Annotated in this window: 18 protein-coding genes and 1 pseudogene; 11 read left to right on the forward strand and 8 right to left on the reverse strand. The window is 60.8% G+C overall.

The features are described from left to right. Positions 1 to 104: 104 nt before the first annotated feature. On the forward strand, positions 105 to 833 hold the full coding sequence (locus AC3FKG_RS28210) for an IclR family transcriptional regulator (RefSeq protein WP_488744724.1): 729 nt from the start codon (positions 105 to 107) through the stop codon (positions 831 to 833). Positions 834 to 1,057: 224 nt separating this feature from the next. Further along, the gene (locus AC3FKG_RS28215; RefSeq protein ID WP_483713607.1) at positions 1,058 to 1,966 is read left to right on the forward strand and encodes an alpha/beta fold hydrolase; all 909 of its coding nucleotides are present in this window, start codon (positions 1,058 to 1,060) and stop codon (positions 1,964 to 1,966) included. 345 nt (positions 1,967 to 2,311) lie between these two features. On the opposite strand, the gene AC3FKG_RS28220 is transcribed toward AC3FKG_RS28215, so the two are convergent. After that, on the reverse strand, positions 2,312 to 3,262 hold the full coding sequence (locus tag AC3FKG_RS28220) for a LysR family transcriptional regulator (protein WP_488744733.1): 951 nt from the start codon (positions 3,260 to 3,262) through the stop codon (positions 2,312 to 2,314). A gap of 130 nt (positions 3,263 to 3,392) precedes the next feature. On the opposite strand from AC3FKG_RS28220, the gene AC3FKG_RS28225 reads away from it, so the two are divergent. Next, positions 3,393 to 4,145 (forward strand): SDR family NAD(P)-dependent oxidoreductase, encoded by a 753-nt coding sequence (locus AC3FKG_RS28225; RefSeq protein WP_483713606.1) that lies wholly within the window; start codon positions 3,393 to 3,395, stop codon positions 4,143 to 4,145. Positions 4,146 to 4,576: 431 nt separating this feature from the next. Here AC3FKG_RS28225 and AC3FKG_RS28230 read toward each other — a convergent pair. The 5 genes and pseudogenes from AC3FKG_RS28230 to AC3FKG_RS28250 all read right to left on the reverse strand — a co-directional run. Beyond that, positions 4,577 to 4,681: pseudogene (locus AC3FKG_RS28230) on the reverse strand (short-chain dehydrogenase); the annotation flags it as partial. Positions 4,682 to 4,753: 72 nt separating this feature from the next. Beyond that, a complete protein-coding gene (locus AC3FKG_RS28235) occupies positions 4,754 to 6,091 on the reverse strand; it encodes an MFS transporter (RefSeq protein WP_483713636.1) in 1,338 nt (445 codons plus the stop codon). 101 nt (positions 6,092 to 6,192) lie between these two features. After that, the gene (locus AC3FKG_RS28240) at positions 6,193 to 7,062 is read right to left on the reverse strand and encodes an amidohydrolase family protein (protein ID WP_483713635.1); all 870 of its coding nucleotides are present in this window, start codon (positions 7,060 to 7,062) and stop codon (positions 6,193 to 6,195) included. A 29-nt stretch (positions 7,063 to 7,091) separates the two neighbouring features. Beyond that, the gene (locus tag AC3FKG_RS28245; RefSeq protein ID WP_483713634.1) at positions 7,092 to 8,051 is read right to left on the reverse strand and encodes a Bug family tripartite tricarboxylate transporter substrate binding protein; all 960 of its coding nucleotides are present in this window, start codon (positions 8,049 to 8,051) and stop codon (positions 7,092 to 7,094) included. 90 nt (positions 8,052 to 8,141) lie between these two features. Continuing rightward, complete coding sequence (locus AC3FKG_RS28250) at positions 8,142 to 8,783, reverse strand: 4-carboxy-4-hydroxy-2-oxoadipate aldolase/oxaloacetate decarboxylase (RefSeq protein WP_483713633.1); 642 nt, start codon at positions 8,781 to 8,783, stop codon at positions 8,142 to 8,144. A 290-nt stretch (positions 8,784 to 9,073) separates the two neighbouring features. On the opposite strand from AC3FKG_RS28250, the gene AC3FKG_RS28255 reads away from it, so the two are divergent. From AC3FKG_RS28255 to AC3FKG_RS28270, 4 genes are all read left to right on the forward strand, one after another. After that, a complete protein-coding gene (locus tag AC3FKG_RS28255) occupies positions 9,074 to 9,766 on the forward strand; it encodes a GntR family transcriptional regulator (protein WP_483713632.1) in 693 nt (230 codons plus the stop codon). A 137-nt stretch (positions 9,767 to 9,903) separates the two neighbouring features. Beyond that, positions 9,904 to 10,767, forward strand: coding sequence for an NAD(P)-dependent oxidoreductase (locus tag AC3FKG_RS28260; protein ID WP_483735112.1), 864 nt, complete (start codon positions 9,904 to 9,906; stop codon positions 10,765 to 10,767). Between the two features lie 41 nt (positions 10,768 to 10,808). Then, positions 10,809 to 11,789 carry a Bug family tripartite tricarboxylate transporter substrate binding protein gene (locus AC3FKG_RS28265; RefSeq protein WP_483713630.1) on the forward strand — a complete coding sequence of 327 codons (981 nt, stop codon included), beginning with the start codon at positions 10,809 to 10,811 and terminating at the stop codon, positions 11,787 to 11,789. 607 nt (positions 11,790 to 12,396) lie between these two features. After that, complete coding sequence (locus AC3FKG_RS28270) at positions 12,397 to 13,347, forward strand: alpha/beta hydrolase (RefSeq protein ID WP_488744725.1); 951 nt, start codon at positions 12,397 to 12,399, stop codon at positions 13,345 to 13,347. A gap of 288 nt (positions 13,348 to 13,635) precedes the next feature. On the opposite strand, the gene AC3FKG_RS28275 is transcribed toward AC3FKG_RS28270, so the two are convergent. Then, positions 13,636 to 14,361, reverse strand: a complete 726-nt coding sequence (locus AC3FKG_RS28275) for an IclR family transcriptional regulator (protein ID WP_488744726.1) — start codon at positions 14,359 to 14,361, stop codon at positions 13,636 to 13,638. A 130-nt stretch (positions 14,362 to 14,491) separates the two neighbouring features. Between AC3FKG_RS28275 and AC3FKG_RS28280 the strand changes: the two genes are divergently transcribed. From AC3FKG_RS28280 to AC3FKG_RS28295, 4 genes are all read left to right on the forward strand, one after another. Continuing rightward, entirely contained in the window at positions 14,492 to 15,763 is a 1,272-nt protein-coding gene (locus AC3FKG_RS28280; protein ID WP_488744727.1) for a Rieske 2Fe-2S domain-containing protein, read from the forward strand. 10 nt (positions 15,764 to 15,773) lie between these two features. Further along, the gene (locus AC3FKG_RS28285; protein ID WP_488744728.1) at positions 15,774 to 16,556 is read left to right on the forward strand and encodes an SDR family NAD(P)-dependent oxidoreductase; all 783 of its coding nucleotides are present in this window, start codon (positions 15,774 to 15,776) and stop codon (positions 16,554 to 16,556) included. 9 nt (positions 16,557 to 16,565) lie between these two features. After that, a complete protein-coding gene (locus AC3FKG_RS28290; protein WP_488744729.1) occupies positions 16,566 to 17,525 on the forward strand; it encodes a PDR/VanB family oxidoreductase in 960 nt (319 codons plus the stop codon). Positions 17,526 to 17,688: 163 nt separating this feature from the next. Continuing rightward, the gene (locus tag AC3FKG_RS28295; protein WP_488744730.1) at positions 17,689 to 18,918 is read left to right on the forward strand and encodes an MFS transporter; all 1,230 of its coding nucleotides are present in this window, start codon (positions 17,689 to 17,691) and stop codon (positions 18,916 to 18,918) included. 327 nt (positions 18,919 to 19,245) lie between these two features. Here the strand turns inward: AC3FKG_RS28295 and AC3FKG_RS28300 are convergent, their stop codons facing one another. Next, complete coding sequence (locus AC3FKG_RS28300; RefSeq protein WP_488744731.1) at positions 19,246 to 20,691, reverse strand: IS1182 family transposase; 1,446 nt, start codon at positions 20,689 to 20,691, stop codon at positions 19,246 to 19,248. Positions 20,692 to 20,759: the final 68 nt, after the last annotated feature.

Here is a 20,759-nt window from a genome sequence, read left to right on the forward strand (position 1 = left end):
ACTATAGTCGCTCCCGGTCGCCCTTCCACTAGGCGTATACCCGTGTACCCTGCAAAATCATGTTGTACACAGTACAATGCTCGAAACTGCGTCGGGAATGAAAAATGAGTAATCACGGGGTAGCCGCCGTTGAAAAGGCACTGAGCCTGCTGGATTGCTTCCGGCTCGGCTCGGAAGTTCTGTCCCTTGCACACCTGTCGACGGCGTCGGGGATGCATAAGACGACCGTCTTTCGGCTGCTGAACTCCCTGGAGAGGATGAGCTATGTGGTGCGCACGGCCGATGGCCGTTACGCGCTGGGTCCGCGCCTGCTCTATCTGGGAAAGCTGTATGAGCAATCGTTTCAGCTCGGTTCCGTGATCGAGCCTGTGTTGCAGGAGCTCGCCCTGGCTACGCGGGAAAGCGCGTCGTACTACGTGCTGCACGGCGACGAGCATCGCATGTGTCTGTACCGCGCCGAACCCAGTGAGGGCCTGCGAGAAACCCGTCTGCCTGGCACGATCCTGCCGCTCGACGACACTGCGATTGGTTCGGTACTCAAGTACTGGGGCAAGGGGGAAGCCTCATCAAATCGCGATGAGCCGCTGCCGTGGTTCACTTCAGGGGTGCGCGACGTGTACACGGCGGCGTTTGCGACGCCGCTCTTCGGCTCAGGCGACAAGTTCCTGGCTGCCCTCACACTCTCCGGGCCGGCTTCGCGGCTGCAGGCAGCAGAGCGCACCGAAATCGCGCGCGTTCAGCTCGTTGCCGCCGCAAAGCTCTCGCGGCTGCTGGGCGCAAGTTCCGCCTGGTGCGAGAAGATCTACAACACGTCTGCTCTCACACACGACTGACGAGGCCGTTACGCGTTGCCGCGACGGATGGCCCTCTGCCGTCAATGGCGGCCTGCTCCCATCTAAAAGGGGCGCGCCTAAATTCGATATGAGTTTGACAGGTCCTGGGCCTTGCGCCGCGCGTGGCATGCACTACGCTTGAGAAGCATCTAATAGTGCACTGTCATTTCAGCGATTAAGAAGCCACTTACTGGTAAAGCCCCGTCACGCTCAAAGAGGAAGCCATGCGAAAACTGCTTGCCGTAGTCGCCCTCATGGTTGCCATGGCCCACCCTTTGCACGCACAGGTGAAGCCATATCCGCCGGGCTTTCGCAATCAGAATGTCCAGACCGACGGAGCCACCTTGTTTGTACGTGTGGGGGGCAACGGGCCGGCGGTGGTATTGCTGCACGGATTCGGCGACACGGGCGACATGTGGGCACCACTGGCCGCCCAGCTCGCAAGCACACATACCGTCGTGGTTCCTGACCTGCGGGGAATGGGGCTGTCATCACACCCCGACGGCGGCTATGACAAGCGCACGCAGGCGGCCGACATCCGGTCAGTGCTGGCTCAACTGAATATCGATCAGGCCGACGTGGTCGGCCATGACATTGGCACCATGGTCGCATTCGCCTATGCGGAGCGCTATCCGGACAAGACAAAGCGGCTGGTCGTGATGGACGCTCCGGTGCCCGGGGTGCCGCCATGGGAGCAGATCGTCCGTATGCCGGCTCTGTGGCACTTCTCTTTTGGGGGCCCCGATGCCGAGCGGCTAGTGAAAGGCCGGGAGCGAATCTACCTGGACAGGTTCTGGAATGAATTCGCAGGGGACGCCTCGAAGATCGACGAGGCCACGCGGGTTCACTACGCCCGGATATATGCCGGGCCGGGCGCCATGCATTCCGCGTTTGCGCAATTTCTGTCAATTCCGCAGGACGCCGAGGACAATCAGAAATCGCTGGCGACCAAGTTGACCATGCCCGTGCTGGCAATTGGCGGCGAGAAGTCCTTTGGCCGGAACGAGGCAATAGTCATGCGAAATGCCGCCAGCAACGTGAAGGAACTGGTCATCCCAAATGCCGGTCATTGGCTGATGGAAGAGCAGCCACAAGCCACCGTAAATGCCATCGTCGATTTCCTCGCGCAATAACACCAGGTCTGACCGACTGAGGACCCTGATTGTGATGCAGGGATTCTGGTCCGAATGCAAAACTCCAGCCGACGGACCAGAGTCCTGAAATAACTCGCCGCTTCCGGTTGTCGAGGCGCCGGGCGAGACTGCACAAGACTGCAATCGCGTCCCGGTTTGCGAGCCGGTACCATCAGGCGGCTCGATAGGCCGTGGACTCTTACCGGCCGTGTAGCGCCGGCGGGCGCCCTCGCCCTCGGCTGGCTCAAATCGTTAAGGATTGTTCAACGCCTGACACACGCGCCACGGTCTCTCACAGCCCTGCAGACGAGGGCAGAATCCCTGACGGCAAGAGTCATTCCAATGCTATTTCCCCCGCTGTGGAGCGCCCGATCCATCAACCGGCGGCCGCGACCATGGGGGCGAAGAGAGGTGTTTTGCAAAGAAATCGGCGAGCGCAGTGACCTTGGCGGGCCGGGCTCGTGCCGATGGCGTGACAAAGTACAGTCCGCCGCGTGTCAGGCTCCAGCCAGGCAGGATCGCCTCTAGCCGTCCGTCGGCCAGATATTCGCCCGCCATGAATTCCGGCAATTCTGCAATGCCCTGCCCCGCCAGTAGCATGGGGAGCAGCGCTTCCGAGTTGGTCACGCGCAGCGGACCCACCGGCGTCACTGGGTGCTCCTCACCCGCGTCATTAACGAAGCGCCAAACATCGCTACGCGCCCGGTAAGCATAGGAATGGCATGGTCTGCCCACGAGATCGCGGGGGTGGGCTGGGCGACCGAAGCCGTCCAAGTACGCTGGCGATGCCACCAAGGTCTGTGACACCGGGCACAAGCGCCTGGCGATCAGGGACGAGTCCGGCAGTGCGGCAATGCGTAACGCCGCGTCAAATCCCTGGGCGACGATGTCCGCAGTCGCATCGGACAAGTGCAGATCGATCGAGACCTCTGGATATGCCCGGAAAAACGCCGGGAGCAGTGGCGCAACCCAGCGTACGCCAAAGGACATCGGTACAGAAAGGCGGATGAGGCCTCGTGGCTGCGTCGATAGTTCCCGGGCGGCGTTCTCTGCCTCTTCGGCCTGTCGGTAGATGTCGCCCGCTTTCTCGGCAATCGACGCCCCGAATTCCGTCAATGCCAGTTGCCGCGAAGTGCGATTGAAAAGCCGTGCACCTAGCCGCTCCTCCAGCCTCGCAACGCCGCGCGACACGGTGGCCACGGACACGCCCATGGCGCGTGCCGCCGCGGCAAACGATCCTTCTTCTGCCACCTTGGCAAACATCGCCAGCCCCTCGAAATCGGGAAATTTCATCATTTCATTTTCGCAATGATGGTTTGCGATCAATTCTATTTCGAAAAGATGCGGCCGTCGATATGCTTCTTCCATCGCCTCTCGCGAATCGACGTCAACCGAAATCAACCGAAATCAGGCAAGGAGAATCACCATGACCCGCAGACTCGAAAAGAAGATCGCACTCGTAACCGGTGGCACGAGCGGCATCGGACTGTCCACCGCCAAGCGGTTCGCCGCAGAAGGTGCGCATGTATATGTCACAGGCCGCCGGCAGGCCGAACTCGACGCAGCGGTCGCAGCCATTGGCAACGCCACGGGCGTGCGTGTGGACTCCTCCAAGCCTGAAGAACTGGATCTGCTCTACAAGCAGATCCGCGCCGAGAAGGGCCGGCTCGATGTACTGTTTGCCAACGCCGGCGGCGGCACGATGGTGCCGCTTGGCGACATCACCGAGGGCCACTACCACGACACCTTCGACCGCAACGTCAAGGGCACGCTGTTCACCGTGCAGAAGGCGTTGCCGCTGCTCTCCCGCGGGGCATCGGTGATTTTGGCCGGCTCCACCGCGACCATTGAAGGCACCGCCGCCTTCAGCGTCTATTCCGCCTCGAAGGCTGCCATCCGGGCGTTCGCCCGTAGCTGGATTCTGGACCTGAAGGACCGCGGCGTTCGCGTCAACACGATCAGCCCAGGCGCCACGCGTACGCCTGGCCTGGTCGAACTGGCCGGTCCCGATGTCACGCAGCAGCAGGGGTTGCTGGACTATCTCGCGTCACGCATCCCGATGGGGCGAGTAGGCGAGCCCGACGAGATTGCCGGTGCCGCCCTGTTCCTCGCTTCCGACGATTCGAGCTTCGTCAACGGCGCGGAATTGTTTGTTGACGGTGGACAGGCGCAAGTCTAAGGAGAGGCATTGTCAATCGGCGACGCCATGCTCGGAAATCAGGCATGGCGTCGTGGCTGCTAGGGAAAATGGCCGGCCAGCGGGCGGTTGCCGGTCAGGAAGCGACGTGCGATGCCGCCCCGACGGTGCCATTCAGACGCCCGCTTCACCAGGAAACTGCCTTGGCCAGACGCATGGTCCAGCGACTGTAGTGGGTCGTTCTCTGCCCCACGCTGGCCGGTACGGGAGGGACGCTCGGTTGTGTCCAGCGTCGGGCCGCATGCGGCCACCAACGGACACTGCGCTGAGCCTTGCCCCGGACATCCAAACGTCCGTTCCATTTCACGAAGCGGCCGTTCAGCTCCCCGCTCGCGAACGTTGCTGCGTCGTCCGTCACTACCGGTTATATATGGCGTAGGCGCCCTCATGAGACACCATGACGCGGACAAGGACAAATCGGTATCGACCCAAGGCGGCGCTACCAGCAGGATCCTGACGTTGCTATCACGTAGCGTGAAGCGTTGCGACTACGCGTAAGAATGAACGGCTGCCTTGGTCACCCCGGTGTGTAGTCATTTGCTGGTCAACGCGGATCGGCCTCGTTGAGTCCAAGCCGCTACCGATTGCTCTCACGCGGCCATAGCGGTCGCCATCGTTGCTCGCATGCGTTGTTCCGCTTCCTTGACGAATCGCAGGCGCACCACGAGGATGCCTGCAGCGACGAGCGTCAAGCTTACAAAGGCCAAGCCAGCATAAATCGACCCCGTCGAATCCTTCAACGCGCCAAATGCGACCGGTCCGACGAAGCCACCAAGGTTCGCGATTGAGTTAATCGCCGCCAGACCAACGGCCGCCGAGGAGCCGGTCAGGAAAAGAGAAGGCATCGCCCAGAAGGGCCCATACGGTGCGTAGATTGCGGCAGTAACCACTGTCAGCAATGCCAGGGATACCCACAGGTTGCCGGCCGCTATCGCCATCAGTACGAGGGCGACGCCAGCGGTAAACAGCGGTAGCGCCACATGCCAACGCCGCTCGCCGGTCCGGTCAGAACGCCGTGCCCACCAGACCATCACCACGGTCGCGACAGCGTAGGGAAGCCCGTTCAGCAGGCCCACCGTTGTGTTGCTAAGTTCCTGGCCGAGCCCTTTTAGGATTTGCGGCGAGTAGAACGCGAGCACATACACGGCCACGGATTTGGCGTAATAGATGAATGCAAGCAGCCAGATGCGCACGCCACTGAGACTCTTCCAGAACGACATTTCCCCGTGTTGCTTCACCTTTGCCTTCGCTTCCGCCTCGAGAATGCCGGTGAGCCACGCCTTCTCATCCGAGGTCAGCCATTTGGCATCACGCGGACTGTCTAGAAGTATCCGCAGCGCCACGAAACCCAGCAGAACCGCCGGCACCCCTTCGAGGATGAACAACCAGCGCCACGAAGCAACGCCTGCCCAGTGCACGTGGTCCAGAATGACACCAGAAAGCGGTCCTGCCGCCAGAGTCGCGATGGGCAATGCGACCATAAACAACGCCACTACGCGGGCCCGCTCCCTCTCCGGAAACCAGTAGGTCAGGTAGAGGAGCACACATGGGAAAAAGCCTGCCTCAGCGATGCCCAGCACTGTGCGCACGATGGCGAGCTGCGTGTAGCTGTGCACGAAGCCCGTGCAAGCGGAAACCGCTCCCCAGGTAAACAAGATGCGTGCAATCCACTTGCGGGCGCCGTAGCGATGCATCAGCAAATTGCTCGGTACTTCGAAGAGGAAGTATCCGACCGTGAACAACCCCGCAGCGACGCCAAACTGTGTCGAGGAGATTCCCAGGTCCCCGTTCATCTTGAGCGCGGCGAAGCCGATGTTGGACCGGTCAATGAACGCGATGATGTAGAGGAGCACAAGGAATGGAAGGATGCGCCACTGAATCTTTCGAATCGTTGTCGCGCGGTAGTCAGTCTGCGCTGCCGCTGTCATGCGGGTCTCCTATGCAGTGCATGTGCTACGAACGGCTGTTTGAAGAATCGCTCGCTGCATTAAACAAGTTATGTTCGACAGGTTCGTTCGTGGGCCAGAGCTCACCGTCGGCGGTCGAATTGGTAAAGAGTGGAGGGGTTCGCTACCAGAATGGTGCTTCTTACACCCTCGTCGGGAATCCATCTTGCGAGGAGATTCATCAATGCCGCATCATCCGGCTTAGTGGCTTCTGTCACGTGAGGCCAGTCTGTCCCCCACACCAACCGGTCGGGGTATCGCTCTACGACCGAATTAACGAATTCCCCGAGCCGGCATGAGTCCGGGTTTCCGTCGAGAACCGCCATATAGGCTCCGGAGAGCTTCAGCCAGCCGCGGCCACTCCCTAGCAATTTATGTACACCCCGCTCAACGAGTGGCGCCAGCCTCTCGTCGCTCCACACGCGGGCGAAATGGTCAACGACCACATCAACGCCCAGGGAAAGCAGCAGGTCCAAGTTTGTCAAAAACGCTTCGGGCCACAGGTGGACCTGCAAATGCCAGCCCAGCCGCCGCAGTTTCGCCGCCAAGGGACGGGCCATGACGATGTCTGTTGCGCCGCGCTGGACCAGATTCATGCGTGCCCCGACGACATTGGCGGTAGCTAACTGATCCAGCGCCGCGTCTTCCGTCTCTGGCCTAATGACGGCCACGCCGCGAGCGGTATCGCCAAAGTCCTGGAGGGCAGCGAGCAATGCCCGGTGGTCGGTCCCATAGGATGAAGGCTGAACCACTACGTTGCGCGACGTGCCCAACCGCTGCTGCAGCATTCTGTACTGCGCCGATGTCGCAGGACCATGTGTCAGCAATGCATTGGCTGCAAACGGTAGAGCCGCATCAAACACGTGCATATGGCAGTCACACGCGTCAGCCGGCATGCGAAACAAAGGCCTTCCCGTGCCGGTCGAGTGCGGGACTGTCATAGCAATGGGCATGGTGGGTATCGTCTGTCTGCGGTATCGAGTTATCGCTTAGCAGGCGCTGCAGTGTGCCAAAAGCGATATGTACGCTGCAGTTCTGTCGTCGCGTCGGCAAGCGAACTCGACGATGCGATGTCGAGGGACATGTCATTGATCTGCTTTCGGACGTCCGCATCTTGCAATGTCTTGCGAAGGGCGGCATTGAACTTCTCTGCGATAGGCGCCGGCAGGCCCTTTGGTGCAAAGAAGGCATTGAAGCTGCTCAGACTCAGGCCTTGAACGCCCTGCTCCTCGAAAGTCGGCACGTCAGGCAGCAGTGTGGAACGCTTGTCTCCGGTAATCGCAAGAATCCTCACCTTCTTTCCGCGTGCCATCGTGACTCCTTCTGGAGTGCCAGTTACGCCCGACGCAAGCTGGCCACCTATCAGTTGAGGCATCATCTGGGCCGAACCGTTAAAAGGAATAGCTTCCATGGAAGCACCCACCTTGCCGCCTACACTGGCTCCGATAAGGTCGGGCATCCCACCCATCAGCGGGACGCCAAAGTTCCGCTTGCTCGCATCCTTCTTTGCGAGCTCGATAAATTGCTTGAGTGTTGTCGCGGGACTGGTGTTGGGAACGGAAAAGGCCCACTGGAAGCGCGCAACCGTGCCGAGCGGCGTGAAATCGCGCAGCGCATCGTACCCCGCCGAAGGCGTAATCAAGGGCACGATGACTACCGAATGGTCGAGCGCCAAAAGGTAGGTGGAGCCGTCAGCCGGAGCGTTCTTCACGTAGGCCGTGCCAATTTGCCCGCTTGCGCCGGGGCGGTTTTCGACGACGACGGTCTGGCCAAGCTCCTTGGCAAGTCCCGGTGCAAGCAGCCGCGCAAGCGCGTCCGTGGCACCGCCTGCGGCGAATGGCACCACCACTCGCACAGGACCATGGGAATCCGCAGCCATAGCAACGGTGGAAACCGTAACGCTCATGGCGAACGCGGTCAGAATGCGCACGAGAATGTGCATGGGATGTCTCCAAATTCTGGGAATGCGCTTCTGCGAGCGCTCGAGCAAGAGGTAGGTAGTCGCGCACCCGCAAATCCGGGTGCCGACACATCACTGGAAGCCGAAGCGGCGCAGAGTCTCACCGAGATTCATCAGTTCGACCATGGTCTTGCCCTCCGCGAGCGCTGCACGGATGCCTTCTTCCTTGTGCTCACGCTCTTCGCTCTTGGCAATGACACCCTCCACTTCATCAGCGGCTACCACTACCAGGCCATCGCGGTCGCCGACCACGATGTCACCAGGGTTGATTTGGACACCGCCCATGTGCACCGGAACGTTAATCTTGCCGGGCTGGTTCTTGTGGGTGCCCTTGATGGACAGGCCACGACAAAACACGGGGAAGCCCATTTCGATGATGGCATTACCGTCGCGAACGGAGCCATTGATGACCAGCCCTGCGATGCCGAGGTTCATGGCGGCCAACGTCAGAATGTCACCCCACGGACCGGCTTCCAAAAACCCCTTGGCGTCGACGACGAGCACGTCGCCCGGCTTCGTCTGGGTCAGCACGTACTGAATCATCAGGTTGTCACTGGGCCGGATGTCGACGGTGACCGCTGGGCCGGCCATGCGCAGGGTCGGGTCCAGCGGCTTCATGCCGACGTCCAGTGCGCCTTTCTGGCCTTGCGCCTCATGGATGGTGGCGGTACCGAAGGCCTTGAGGCGGTCAAGTTGTTGTGCGGTGATGGACATGTAGTCTCCTTGGTGGGGTTCGTGTTGGCGATTGCGCATCGAACGGATAGTACAAAATAAAAACAATGAGGTGCAAGGAGATCGTTATTTTGTACGGGTAAACGTTAGGGTTTTGCGAGGGATGCTCGGTCGCATCGTACAAATAAAATACATCCGCCGAAAAAGTAACTTGGCTGAAACCTGTTTCCGGCGCCCGGGGGAGTCTTTGGTAGGATTGCGGCGCGTCTCGCTTGGCGAACGCAAGGAGACAGGACTACAACGGAGGCAGAGGAACCCCCTCGACAACGGCGATGAAAAAGGGCAGCGAGCAGACCTACGAAGTGTTGAAAAAGCGTATCGTCGCGGGGCACTACACGGCGGGCACGCAGTTGAAAGAAGAGCGCATTGCAGAGGACATAGGCGTCAGTCGGACGCCCGTGCGCGCGGCGCTCAAACGGCTGATTGATGACGGTCTTGCTGTCGCAGAGGCGGGCCGCGGCGTTTTCGTTGCCGGCTGGACGCGCTGGGATATCGAGGACATGTTCCGCCTCAGGATTCGCTTGGAACCGTTTGCCGCACGGCTTGCTGCGGAGCGCGCCGACCCTCGAATGGTTGCGGAACTCAAGCGGTGCAACGAGGAGATGGCCCACGCCATCGACCAAGCTGAAGTCTCGCAAGATGCCATCGCCGAGGTCCAAGCCGCCAATAGCCGATTTCACCGCATGCTGCTCGATGCCGCAGGGTCTCAACGTCTGAAGACGATGCTTGAGACGATGATAGACATGCCCATCATCACCCGCTCGTTCTTCCTCTATGAGCGGGACGACCTCCTTCGCAGCCTTCAGCATCACCGCGACATTACCTTGGCCGTGGAACTGGGGAATGGTGACCTTGCCGAGCAAGTGATGACGGTCCACCTGCTCATTTCGAACCAGCGCTTCATGAGTCGCCGGCTGGACAGCTTGCAACCCGACGCTAGGAAGAATACAAAATTAGAACATTAAAATCCTATAACATCACTTTATAGGCTAGGGTCGGCGGGTAAATCTCACGTTTACCCGGAGGCTTCTCGATTCGCGTTGCTCTAACTGTATTTTCTTTGTACTCTTCGGCTGTATCAGCATCCAGCCAGGAGACAGTCTTGAACATCGCAATCATTGGCCTCGGCGAAGTGGGCCGCTGCTACGCCAACGCCCTCGCCACCATCCCGGGAACAACATTCCAGTTCTGCGACACCCACCTCTCGCAAGCCGGCCGCGAACTGGCCAGCAAATTCGGCGTACCCGTTGAGTCGGCAGTTGGCCCCTGGCTCGCCGAAGCCGATTGGGTGTTCTCGTGTGTGTTTGGAGCCGTGGCGCTCGATGTGGCCGGCCAGTGCTTCGAACACATGAAACCCCATGCCAAGTACGCGGACTTGACTACGGCGAGCCCCGCGGACAAGCGAGCCGCGTCGGAGCGAGCTAAAAGCAAGGGCATTGACTACGTTGACGTCGCGGTGATGGGCGCCATTTCCCTCGCCTGGGCACGGACACCTTTGCTCTGTGCTGCGACGCAGGGCGCCGATGAACTCGCCTCGCTGATTCAGACGGCTGGAGGCAACATTCGCGTCGTTGAAGGCGGCGCTGCAGGAGACGCTATTTCGCTGAAGGTGCTTCGCAGTGTGTTCACCAAAGGAATGGAAGCGCTCGCCGTCGAGTTGCTCATGGCGGCGGAAAAACAAGGTGTTCGCGCAAAGCTGTACGCCGTACTGAAAGATATCGACGAGAGCCCGTTGGCCGACTTCATCGACATGCTCGTGCGAACGCACACCATCCACGCGAAGCGTCGCACTCACGAAGTCGCTGAGGCCCAGAAGGAACTGAAGGGATCCGGCCTAACCTCGCTTGTGCTACCTGGTGTCGAAGCTCGTTTCAAGAATACTGCCGCCGCTATCGATGCTCAGCCCGTGGGCGAGAACCCCTCTCTTGACGATGCGCTGAAGTGGCTGCTGGAGAAAGCGGCCTGAGAAAAGAATCCAACCAAAAAACAAAGCCTGGAGACACCATCATGCAAAAATTCCTCTTTGCCGTATCGGCGGCGGCCGTCCTCGCGAGCACGTGCGTAGCGCCGGTGGCGCTCGCAGCCGACTCATATCCCAACAAGCCGGTGCGCATGCTCGTCGGCTTCCCCCCCGGCGGTTCGGCTGACATCAACGCGCGCATTGTGGCTCAAGGGCTATCGACGCAATTGTCGACATCGATTGTCCCCGACAACAAGCCCGGGGCGGGCGGCAACATCGCGGCGACGGAAGCCAAACGCTCGTCGCCAGACGGCTACACGATTTTCTACAGTACCTCGGCCATCGTCCTGGCGCCGTCCCTGTACCAGAACGTGCAGTTCGACGCCTTCGCCGACTTCATTCCAATCAGTCTGACGGCAAATATCCCGCTTGTTCTCGTGGCGACTCCCAAGCTTCCAGTCACCAATGTGAAGGATTTGGTGTCGTACGCGAAGGCTCACCCTGGCAAGCTGAACTATGCGTCATCCGGCTCGGGGGCCCTGTTGCATCTTGGCGGCGCGCTATTTGCCAAGGAGATGGACATCAACGTTACGCATGTGGCGTACAAGGGAAGCGCTCCGGCCATCACCGACCTCATTTCCGGCTCGACGCAGTTCATGTTCCTTCCCCTCAACGAAGCGACGCCGCACATCAAGGCGGGTAAGCTGAAGCCCTTGGCAATTACCAGTGCCAAGCGTTCGACGTTGCTGGCCGATGTACCGACCATCAAAGAGGCAACGGGCAAGGACTCGCTCGAGATGGGTGCCTGGCAAGGTATTCTTGTTCCGAAAGGCACGCCTGATGCCATTGTCAGTCGCCTGCGTCAGGCAACCGAGCACACGCTGCAGGACAAGACCGTTCGGAATAAATTGCTCGACCAAGGTTCCGAAATCCTGGGTGGCACACCGCAGCAGTACACGCAGTACATGAAGAGCGAATCTGTTCGCTGGGCGCGCGTCATCAAGGAATCGGGCGCAAAGGTCGAATGATAGGGCGGCCATGGCGGAAAAGGCGTCAACTGGTATGCCGGAACTCACTCAGGTGCCCCGCAGAGGCTACTCCGCGGATAGAGTCGGCACGCTCGCACGGCAATTCGTTGCTTGCTGGCGCGCATTCTCCCTGCAGTGAAACCGGCTTGGAGCCTGGTACATGTGCGCGCAAGCGCAGCGGCCGGACGCGGAAAGCGGAAGGCGTGGCGAATGTCACGCCCAATATATTTTTCTCGGCACTCTTCAGTCGCCCATCGTACGAGCCAAAGAGCGCAGTTCGCTTTTTGTAGTGGTCGACGCACGCGGCCAATGACCGGTGGACGCTGAGAACGGACGTTGCAGTTGCGACGTCCCCGATGACCGCAGCGGGTCGCGAAGGGCCGTCTGGCACTCTCGCCTCAGTTGACGCGGGACGAGTGCGGGCCATCTACGGCCAATGAACGGCATCATCCGAGCGTCGCCTGCTCGGATAACGATCAACCCGCCCGTTTGCAGCGCAGCGCATGCCACGTGTGGCAGGTGGCCCGCTAACCTCCTACCCTATCCTGATCAAGGCCGCAGCATGTCAGGCTGCAAGGCACGCGAATCGGAGATAAAGGAGCGACCAATGACAAGTCAGCAATGTATGAGTGCTATCCGCATTGCCGCGGCAGTGGTCATTGCGGCCGCCTCCCCGGGTTACGCCCAAGTACAGCCAGAGTTTGCTGCGAAGCTTCAGGCACTGGGTAGAGTGACGGAGCCCCGTGCCACGGCGGCGTTGTATGCGCCCTCCTTGGCGACTCAGTCCTATACAGGAGTCAGGGTAACGAGAGATCTTGCCTATGGATCGGAAGACGGCCAGCGCCTCGATCTCTTCGCCCCAGAACCCATGTCGGCAGCGCCCCTCCCTGTACTGGTTTTTATACATGGAGGCGGCTTTGTCGCCGGCGACAAACATGCGGCGGGCAGCCCCTTCTATGACAATGTCATGCTGTGGGCCGTCAGGCATGGAATGGTCGGCGTTAACGTCAACCCCCGACTAGCGCCATTGCACCAGTGGCCGTCGGGGGCCGAAGATATTGGCCTTGCCGTCCAGTGGATAAGGAAAGGAATCGCAGCAAATGGCGGGGATCCCAAGCGCATCTTCATTCTGGGGCACTCTTCTGGCGCCGCCCTTGTCGCCTCGTATATTGCACAGCCGCACTTACATGGACCCGATGGCGTGGGCCTGGCCGGCGCGATACTCATGTCGGGAAATATCTTTGACCCGGCAACCGCCGATGCCAGCCCTTCACTTACCGCCTATTACGGCGATGACCAACGCCAATATGCCGAGCGATCAGCCATGCCCGGGTTGGTGCAGACACCAGTACCACTGATGGTGACATTGACAGAATTCGATCCGCTTCCATTTACAAGGCAGATCCTGGAGTTGCGCGACACGCTGTGCGGTCGAGGACATTGTCCAACCTTCACTCAATTCGCTGGGCACAACCATTTCTCGCAGGTCTACTCGATCAATTCTTCAGACGAGTCCATAGGTGCAGCTATCCTTGCCTTCGTCCGTGCCACTCCATAGCTTGTGAATTGGCCGTGGACAGCGGGCAGCGGGGGTTGTCGAAACGCGAACATCGTCAATGGGTCGGTCAGAGATGATCGATGCTTCGGGGCGGTCATCAGGCCGAGACCGGCCAAGAGACGTCGTTCGGTCGCTCCTCGACTAAGATGTTCGGACGGCCGGCTTACCCACAAAACCGCCTTCGAAAGCGACTACGCACATCGCCTCATGTGTCGGGCCATTGAGTAGGTTCACAACCCCGCTGGCGCGCTGTCAGTTCGTCTCGCCCGGAGTCTGCGCTTAGGCGGATCACTGCCCGAGGGCCTTCGAAAGCGTTGCCGCCTCAGTCACCAGCAAACGGCTGAACGCAGACACCCTGTCCTCGGTCAGGCGCACCCCAGGGCCGAAGATGCACAGCGAGCCCGCGACCCGATCCGCACCGTTGAAGAACGGCGCGGCCAACGCGACGGCGCCTTCGATCAATTCGTTGCGGCTGACCGCGTAGCCGCGCTGGCGAATGGTGGCCAGCTCGGCTGGATCGACCGGGGCATCGAGCGCTTGTGCCGTGCCACCGTCCATATGCGCGAGGATTGCGCGCCCGCTGGCGCCTAATGCCAGTTTCTCCCGATATCCCAAGCCACGTCGGAAGCTCAAGGGTTGCACGCTCTCGATCTCGGCTACGCACACGCGGTACGCGCCCTCCGGTACGAACAACGCCACGGTTTCTCCGGTCGCTTCCCACAAGCGACGTAGCGGGGCCTGGGCGATATCGGCAATCCGATGGCTCGCCGTCCACACGTAGGTCAATCGCGCCACGGAACTCCCAAGCCGGAAGCGCTGCGGCTCCCCGAACGACACCAGAAAGCCGTTGTGCTCGAGCGCATTGAGCAGGCGGTACAGCGTCGGCCGGCTCAGATCAACCCGCTTGAGCAGGTCCGCCACCGTCAGGGCGTCATCACCCGGACGGAATGCGAGAAGGATGTCCAGCGCGCGGTCCACGGCGCGCACGCTGTCCTGGTTCTTTTCGACTTCCATGTGATCTGTTCCCTTCATCTCGGAGCTTTTCATATTCGCCATTGTATTCAAAGTCGAGCTTGACCTTTGTCAAATTGTCCGTACAATGGATTACAGTTTCACCAGACGGACAACGCAAGGAGATGCAGAGATGGACATGAACATGTCGGAAACATTGGTGCGCACCGACGCCGGCACGGCGATGGGCAATCTGATGCGGCGGTACTGGGTGCCGGCGCTGCTGGTGAGCGAAATCGCCGAGCCGGACTGCCCGCCGGTACGCGTGCAGTTGCTCGGTGAAAAGCTGCTGGCGTTCCGTGATACCGAGGGCAAGGCCGCACTGATCGACGAGTTCTGCTCACACCGTGGCGTCTCGCTCTACTTCGGCCGCAACGAGGAGAACGGCATCCGCTGCGCCTACCACGGTCTCAAGTTCGACCGGGACGGCAACTGTGTGGATGTGCCCTCGGCGCCGCAGGCCTGCAAGCACATGGGCGTCAAGGCGTATCCGTGCATCGAGCGCGCGGGCATCGTCTGGGCCTACCTGGGCCCGAAGGACAAGCAGCCGGCTCCGCCCGACGTGGAGTGGTGCAACCTGCCGGAGAGCCATGTGTACGTCTCCAAGCGGCTGCAGGAGAGCAACTACCTGCAGGCCATGGAAGGCGGCATCGACACCAGCCACGTGTCGTACGTGCACCGCTACGAGGTCGACGACGACCCCATGCACCAGGGCACCGAGGCGCTGAAGTACATCAAGGCCGATGGCAACGTGATTTTCGATATCGAGAAGACACCGGTCGGTCTCACGCTGTTCGGCCGCCGCAACGGTGACGAGGACACCTACTACTACCGCATCACGCAGTGGCTGTTCCCGTGGTACACGCTGATTCCGCCGTTTGGCGAGCACGCGCTCGGCGGCCACGTGTGGGTGCCCATCGACGACCACAACTGCTGGGCCTGGAGTATCAATTTCCGTCCTGACCGCCCGCTCACGGAGCAGGAGTTGGCCGACATGAAGGCCGGCAAGGGTATCCACAACGAATATGAAGAAGGCACGTGGCGCACCAAGGCCAACAAGGACAACGACTACCTGATCGACCGCCAGGCGCAGAAGGATAAGCGCGCGTATTCGGGTGTGTTCGGCTTCGCGGTGCAGGATTCTTCGCTGCAGGAAAGCATGGGCCCGATCCAGGACCACAGCAAGGAGAAGCTGCTGCCGACCGACCGCGCGATCGTGATGTGCCGCCGCATGCTGTACGAGGCTGCGGCAAACATGCAAAGCGATGTCGAGCCGCCCGCGCTCGACGCCAGCGCACAGCGTGTGCGCGCCGCCGGCGTGCTGCTGCCCAAGGACCAGAAGCCGCAGGACTGGGCACGCGAACATCTGGACGATGGCAAGGACCAGCCGGTTTACTCCGTATAAGAGCGCCACGATGGAACATCGCAAACGACTCCAGGGCAAACGCGCCCTGATCACGGGCGGCGGAGGCGGCATCGGTGCCGCGACCGCCACCCTGTTCTGCGCGGCGGGTGCTTCGGTGATTCTGGTCGACGCCAGCGCCGAAGCGCTGGAACGCACCGCCGCGGCCATTGCCGCGCGGTTACCGGAAGCTTCGCTGCGGACCGTGGTGGCCAACGTGAATGATCCGGCGCAGGCCGAGCACGCCGTGCGGCAAGCGGCGGACAAGTTCGGCGGGCTGGACGTGCTGGTGAACAACGCCGCCATGCGCAACTATTCGGCGATGGCGGATGCCACGCCGCAAGAGTGGCACGCCATGATCGATGTCAACCTGGTGGGTACCTCGAACTACTGCAAGGCCGCGCTGCCGCTGCTGCGCGCCGCCGGCCAGGGAAGCATCGTCAACGTGTCGTCCTGCTACGCCGTGACCGGGCGCAAGGGCATGGGCCTGTATGACGCCACCAAGGCGGGCATGCTGGCCATGACGCGTACCCTCGCCTTCGAGGAAGCGGCGCACGGCGTGCGGGCCAACGCGGTGTGCCCAGGCTCGACCCTGACGGACTTCCATATCGGCCGCGCCGAGGCTGCCGGCAAGAGCCTGGACGTACTCAAGGGGCAGCGCCAGGACACCTCCCTGCTCGGGCGCTGGGCCTCGCCCGACGAGATTGCGTGGCCAATCCTCTGGCTGGCCAGCGACGAGGCTTCGTTCATCACCGGCACCACGCTGATGGTGGATGGTGGCTTGCATGTGATGTAGGAGGGCGTCATGGGTGCATCCCAACTCACCGTGCGCGTGGTGCGCAAGCAGATGGAGGCCGAAGGCATCTGCAGTTTCGAACTGGCCGACCTTGACGGTGCACCGCTGCCGCGATTCTCCGCCGGCTCGCACATCGACGTGCACATTCCAGGCGGTGTGACACGGCAGTATTCGCTGTGCAACCCGCCCTCCGAGCAGCACAGGTACGTGATCGCCGTGTTGAACGACGCACAGTCGCGCGGTGGTTCCCGCGCCATGCACGAGGCCGTGCAAGAGGGCAGCACGCTGCAGATCGGTACACCGCGAAATCACTTCCCGCTCGAGCCGGAAGCCGCCCGGCACCTGCTGCTGGCTGGCGGCATCGGCATCACGCCGATGCTGTGCATGGCGGAGTCCTTGTCGAACCAAGGACTTCCATTTGCCATGCATTACTGCGCCCGCTCGCGACGATGCGCCGCCTTTGTCGACCAACTTGGACGCGCACCGTATGCCGAGCGGGTGCAACTCCACTTCGACGACGAAGACCCGGCGCAAAGGCTCGACATCCAGGCCCTGCTGGCTGAGGCCAGCGCCAAGGTGCATCTCTATGTCTGTGGACCAAAGGGCTTCATGGACGCGGTGCTCGACACGGCCCGCCAGCTTGGCTGGGCAGAAGAGCGCCTGCACTATGAGTTCTTCGCGGCCACCGTCGATACCGCCGGTGGTGCATTCGAAGTGAAGCTCGCCAGTTCGGGAAAGACCGTGGTCGTCCCGGCGGAGCAAAGCGTAGCCGAGGCACTGGCCAACGCCGGCGTGGAAGTGCCGGTGTCCTGTGGACAGGGTATCTGTGGCACCTGCCTGGTACGTGTGCTCGAAGGCGAACCCGACCATCGTGACCTCTACCTGTCTCCCGAGGAGCAGGCAAGGAACGATCAGTTCACACCGTGCTGCTCACGCGCGAGGTCGCGGACACTCGTACTGGACTTGTAAGCCATACCCGGTGATGACAGGCAACTGCCATCGATGGAAACCATGCAGCAAGAAGAGCGGACGACCGAGCCGCCGTCCGCGGAAATATTTCCGGACGTCTGTACCCAATACATCTGATACTACGCGGAGTGCTCCCACGCACACGCCCGCGATGGAGGAGACCATGAAGACAAGCCTTTCGATGGCGGAGAAGGCGGTCGATGCCGCGTCGCCCGCGAATGCCGACGCATCACGATACCGCTGGGTGGTGCTGGCGGTGGTGTGGGCGGCGTTCCTGCTCAGCTATGTGGATCGCGTGGCGTGGAGCAGCGTTGCCGCGCCGGTCGGCCAAACGCTGGGCCTGGCGGTGTCTATGCTCGGCGCATTCATCACGGCCTTCTATATCGGCTATGTGCTCGCCAATATCGCGGGCGGCATCCTGACCGACGTGCTGGGCGGCCGCGCCACGCTGACCCTGGCACTCGTGCCGCTGGGCGTGCTCACGTTCTGCTTCGGCTTCGCGCATACCCTGTGGACCGGCATTGCCATCCAGTTCGCGATGGGCCTGGCCGCCGGCGCGGACTATTCGGCCGGCATGAAGATCATCGCGGCGTGGTTCCGCAAGGACCGCGGCCGCGCGATGGGCCTGTACACGACAGCCACGTCGCTGGCTATCGTGCTCACGAATGCCACGGTGCCGACCATTTCGCAGTGGTATGGCTGGCAAAGCGCCTTTCGCCTGCTGGGAATGATTACGCTGGCGTGCGCGGCGGTCGCCTGGTTTGTCTTGCGCGACGCCCCCGAAGGAGAGCCGCCCATGTCGCGCATCAAAGCTGCCGACGTCGTGGTGCTGCTGAAGCACCGAAACCTCATCCTGCTTGCCATTGCCGGTTGCGGCGGCTTGTGGGCCACTGTGGGTTTCGGGGCATGGGCCAATGCACTGATGACCAGGCAATACGGCATTACGCCGGTGACGGCGGGTTCGATTGCGGCCACGTTCGGCATTGGCGCAGTCATCGCAAAGCCGGTGCTCGGATGGCTCTCCGACTTGCACAGCAACGCCCGCAAGCGGATCTCCATCCTGTGCTTGTCCGCCTTTGCCGTCATGCTGGTGGTCTTCGGACAAAGTTCCACGATCACCCAGTTCTACCTGATCGCCCCCTTGCTGGGCGCGGTCGGATTCGGCTATACGCCCGTGCTCATGGCACAGGTAAGCGATGCCTCCGGCCGCAACTCCGCCGGTGCCGCCGCTGGCCTGACCAATGCGATCTGGCAATCCGGCAGCGCCATGTCACCGCTCGTGGTGGGCTACTTCTATGGGCAGACGCATTCGTTTTCGGTTGCGCTGCTGACACTTGCGGTCGGGCCGGTGGTTGCGGTGGCAGCCCTTTTGTTCCTGTCGCGCCGGTCGTAGGATAAATCTCCATTCTTGAGCGCATGTACCGTCTGTGCTGATGAATGATGGCATTCGGGACGGGGTGCGGCTATTGCACCCGCGGGCCGGATGTCGTCTTTTCGGCCAAAACGGTCACGGGCCTCAACTGGGGCGAACATCGGAAATGGGTCGAGGCCGTGTGGAAACGTCTCTCGAATCGACCAATGCGTGCTCCCTCTGGGGCGTAGCCTGCCTTATCGAATTTTCGGCTAATTCTGTCGTGGGATGACGTCGAAACGGGCGAATAGTGCTAATGGGAGCCCTGAGGGCGATCTTCAGCCCATTTTTTTGGGCGTAAATGGGTGCTTACGCACCCACCAGGCGCATCGCCTTCATTGTTTTCGAGAATCCGAGAATTCCGAGCACACGCTTGAGGTTGTACGCCATAACATGCAGGCTCATTTCAGTACCTACATTGGGTAGCGTGCGCGTCAAGAAGTGCGTGTAGCCCATCCAATGTTTGAAGGTTCCGAAGACATGCTCGACCGTTCGCCTGCGAACCGTCATGGCATCTGGCGTCTTGTCGAGCCGGCGCTGGACGGCCTCCAGCACTTCCTCATGCTCCCATCTGGAGATGCGCCGGTACGGACTCGGCGTGCATTTCGACCGCATTGAGCACCGCGGACAAGCACTGCTCCAATAGCGGCGTAGCTGCAGTCCATGTTCTTCCGTGGTGAAGCGGTATATCGCACGTTCACCGGCGGGACATTGATATTCATCGTCTCGGGCAATGTAGATGAAGTCTGCCCGAACGAATCGACCACCCACCTTCGCGCTGGACCTTGCTGGCTTTGGCAAGATGGCAGCAATGCCCGTATCCGCGCACGCCTTGATCTCCAGCGCACTGAAGTAGCCACGATCAGCTATGGCTTTAAGCCTGGTCCTCCCCATCGCATCGCGAGCGGCTCGAGCCATCGAACTGAGTTGCGCCCGATCACTGCCAATATTGGTGACCTCATGGGCGACGATCAGATGGTGCTTGGCATCCACGGCCATCTGTACGTTGTAGCCGACCATTCCAGAGCCCTTGCCACTCGTCGCCATCGAGCGCGCATCGGGATCGGTCATCGAGATCTGTCCATCTGGCAGCGTCTTGAGTTCTTCCTTAATCTGGTCAAGGCTATGCATCTGCTGGCGCAGTTGCGCGATCTTCTCACGCAGTCGAGTTGTCTTGAGTTCTATGTCCGCTGGCTGCGTGCGATCCGCAGTTTCCAGCGCGCTCAGATACCGCTGGATGCTTTCCTCTATTTGCTGCTGACGCTTGTCGACCTTGCCAGCAGTGAAATTGCGGTCCCGAGTGTTGACTGCCTTGAACTTGCTGCCGTCGATGGCGACCATGGCCTGCGAGAATAATTTCAACTCGCGGCACAACACAACGAAACGACGGCAGACATTGCGAATGCCTGTGCTGTTATCCCTGCGGAAGTCTGCAATCGTCTTGAAGTCCGGCGCCAGTCGACCGGTCAGCCACATCAGCTCTATATTGCGTTGGCATTCGCGCTCCAGACGGCGGCTGGACTGGACCCGGTTGAGGTAGCCATAGATGTATATCTTCAGCAGGACGGCAGGATGATATGAGGGGCGACCTGTAGTTGAGGGATTGGCACCTTCGAACCCGAGCGACTCGAGATCCAACTCTTCAACAAACGCGTCGATGATCCTGGCGGGGTTATCCTCGGCGATGAAATCATCGAGGCATTCTGGAAGCAGCGTAGCCTGCTTGCGGTCTTCTCCCTCTATGAATCGCTTCATCCGATCCCCCAGTCTGAATGCGTTGACTCAGTCTAGGCGATCGGGACGTTTTCACACAGCCTCGGTCG

This window comes from Cupriavidus sp. 22TCCZM04-2 (genome assembly GCF_057798895.1).

What these genes read in the sequence shown, in the direction of transcription:
- AC3FKG_RS28255 (WP_483713632.1), top strand. Translation starts at nt 9,074, where the DNA reads ATGAAAAAGGGCAGCGAGCAGACCTACGAAGTGTTGAAAAAGCGTATC.
- AC3FKG_RS28235 (WP_483713636.1), bottom strand. Translation starts at nt 6,091, where the DNA reads ATGACAGCGGCAGCGCAGACTGACTACCGCGCGACAACGATTCGAAAG.
- AC3FKG_RS28280 (WP_488744727.1), top strand. Translation starts at nt 14,492, where the DNA reads ATGGACATGAACATGTCGGAAACATTGGTGCGCACCGACGCCGGCACG.
- AC3FKG_RS28265 (WP_483713630.1), top strand. Translation starts at nt 10,809, where the DNA reads ATGCAAAAATTCCTCTTTGCCGTATCGGCGGCGGCCGTCCTCGCGAGC.
- AC3FKG_RS28270 (WP_488744725.1), top strand. Translation starts at nt 12,397, where the DNA reads ATGACAAGTCAGCAATGTATGAGTGCTATCCGCATTGCCGCGGCAGTG.
- AC3FKG_RS28225 (WP_483713606.1), top strand. Translation starts at nt 3,393, where the DNA reads ATGACCCGCAGACTCGAAAAGAAGATCGCACTCGTAACCGGTGGCACG.
- AC3FKG_RS28210 (WP_488744724.1), top strand. Translation starts at nt 105, where the DNA reads ATGAGTAATCACGGGGTAGCCGCCGTTGAAAAGGCACTGAGCCTGCTG.
- AC3FKG_RS28250 (WP_483713633.1), bottom strand. Translation starts at nt 8,783, where the DNA reads ATGTCCATCACCGCACAACAACTTGACCGCCTCAAGGCCTTCGGTACC.
- AC3FKG_RS28240 (WP_483713635.1), bottom strand. Translation starts at nt 7,062, where the DNA reads ATGCCCATTGCTATGACAGTCCCGCACTCGACCGGCACGGGAAGGCCT.
- AC3FKG_RS28295 (WP_488744730.1), top strand. Translation starts at nt 17,689, where the DNA reads ATGAAGACAAGCCTTTCGATGGCGGAGAAGGCGGTCGATGCCGCGTCG.
- AC3FKG_RS28275 (WP_488744726.1), bottom strand. Translation starts at nt 14,361, where the DNA reads ATGGAAGTCGAAAAGAACCAGGACAGCGTGCGCGCCGTGGACCGCGCG.
- AC3FKG_RS28245 (WP_483713634.1), bottom strand. Translation starts at nt 8,051, where the DNA reads ATGCACATTCTCGTGCGCATTCTGACCGCGTTCGCCATGAGCGTTACG.
- AC3FKG_RS28220 (WP_488744733.1), bottom strand. Translation starts at nt 3,262, where the DNA reads ATGATGAAATTTCCCGATTTCGAGGGGCTGGCGATGTTTGCCAAGGTG.
- AC3FKG_RS28290 (WP_488744729.1), top strand. Translation starts at nt 16,566, where the DNA reads ATGGGTGCATCCCAACTCACCGTGCGCGTGGTGCGCAAGCAGATGGAG.
- AC3FKG_RS28215 (WP_483713607.1), top strand. Translation starts at nt 1,058, where the DNA reads ATGCGAAAACTGCTTGCCGTAGTCGCCCTCATGGTTGCCATGGCCCAC.
- AC3FKG_RS28285 (WP_488744728.1), top strand. Translation starts at nt 15,774, where the DNA reads ATGGAACATCGCAAACGACTCCAGGGCAAACGCGCCCTGATCACGGGC.
- AC3FKG_RS28300 (WP_488744731.1), bottom strand. Translation starts at nt 20,691, where the DNA reads ATGAAGCGATTCATAGAGGGAGAAGACCGCAAGCAGGCTACGCTGCTT.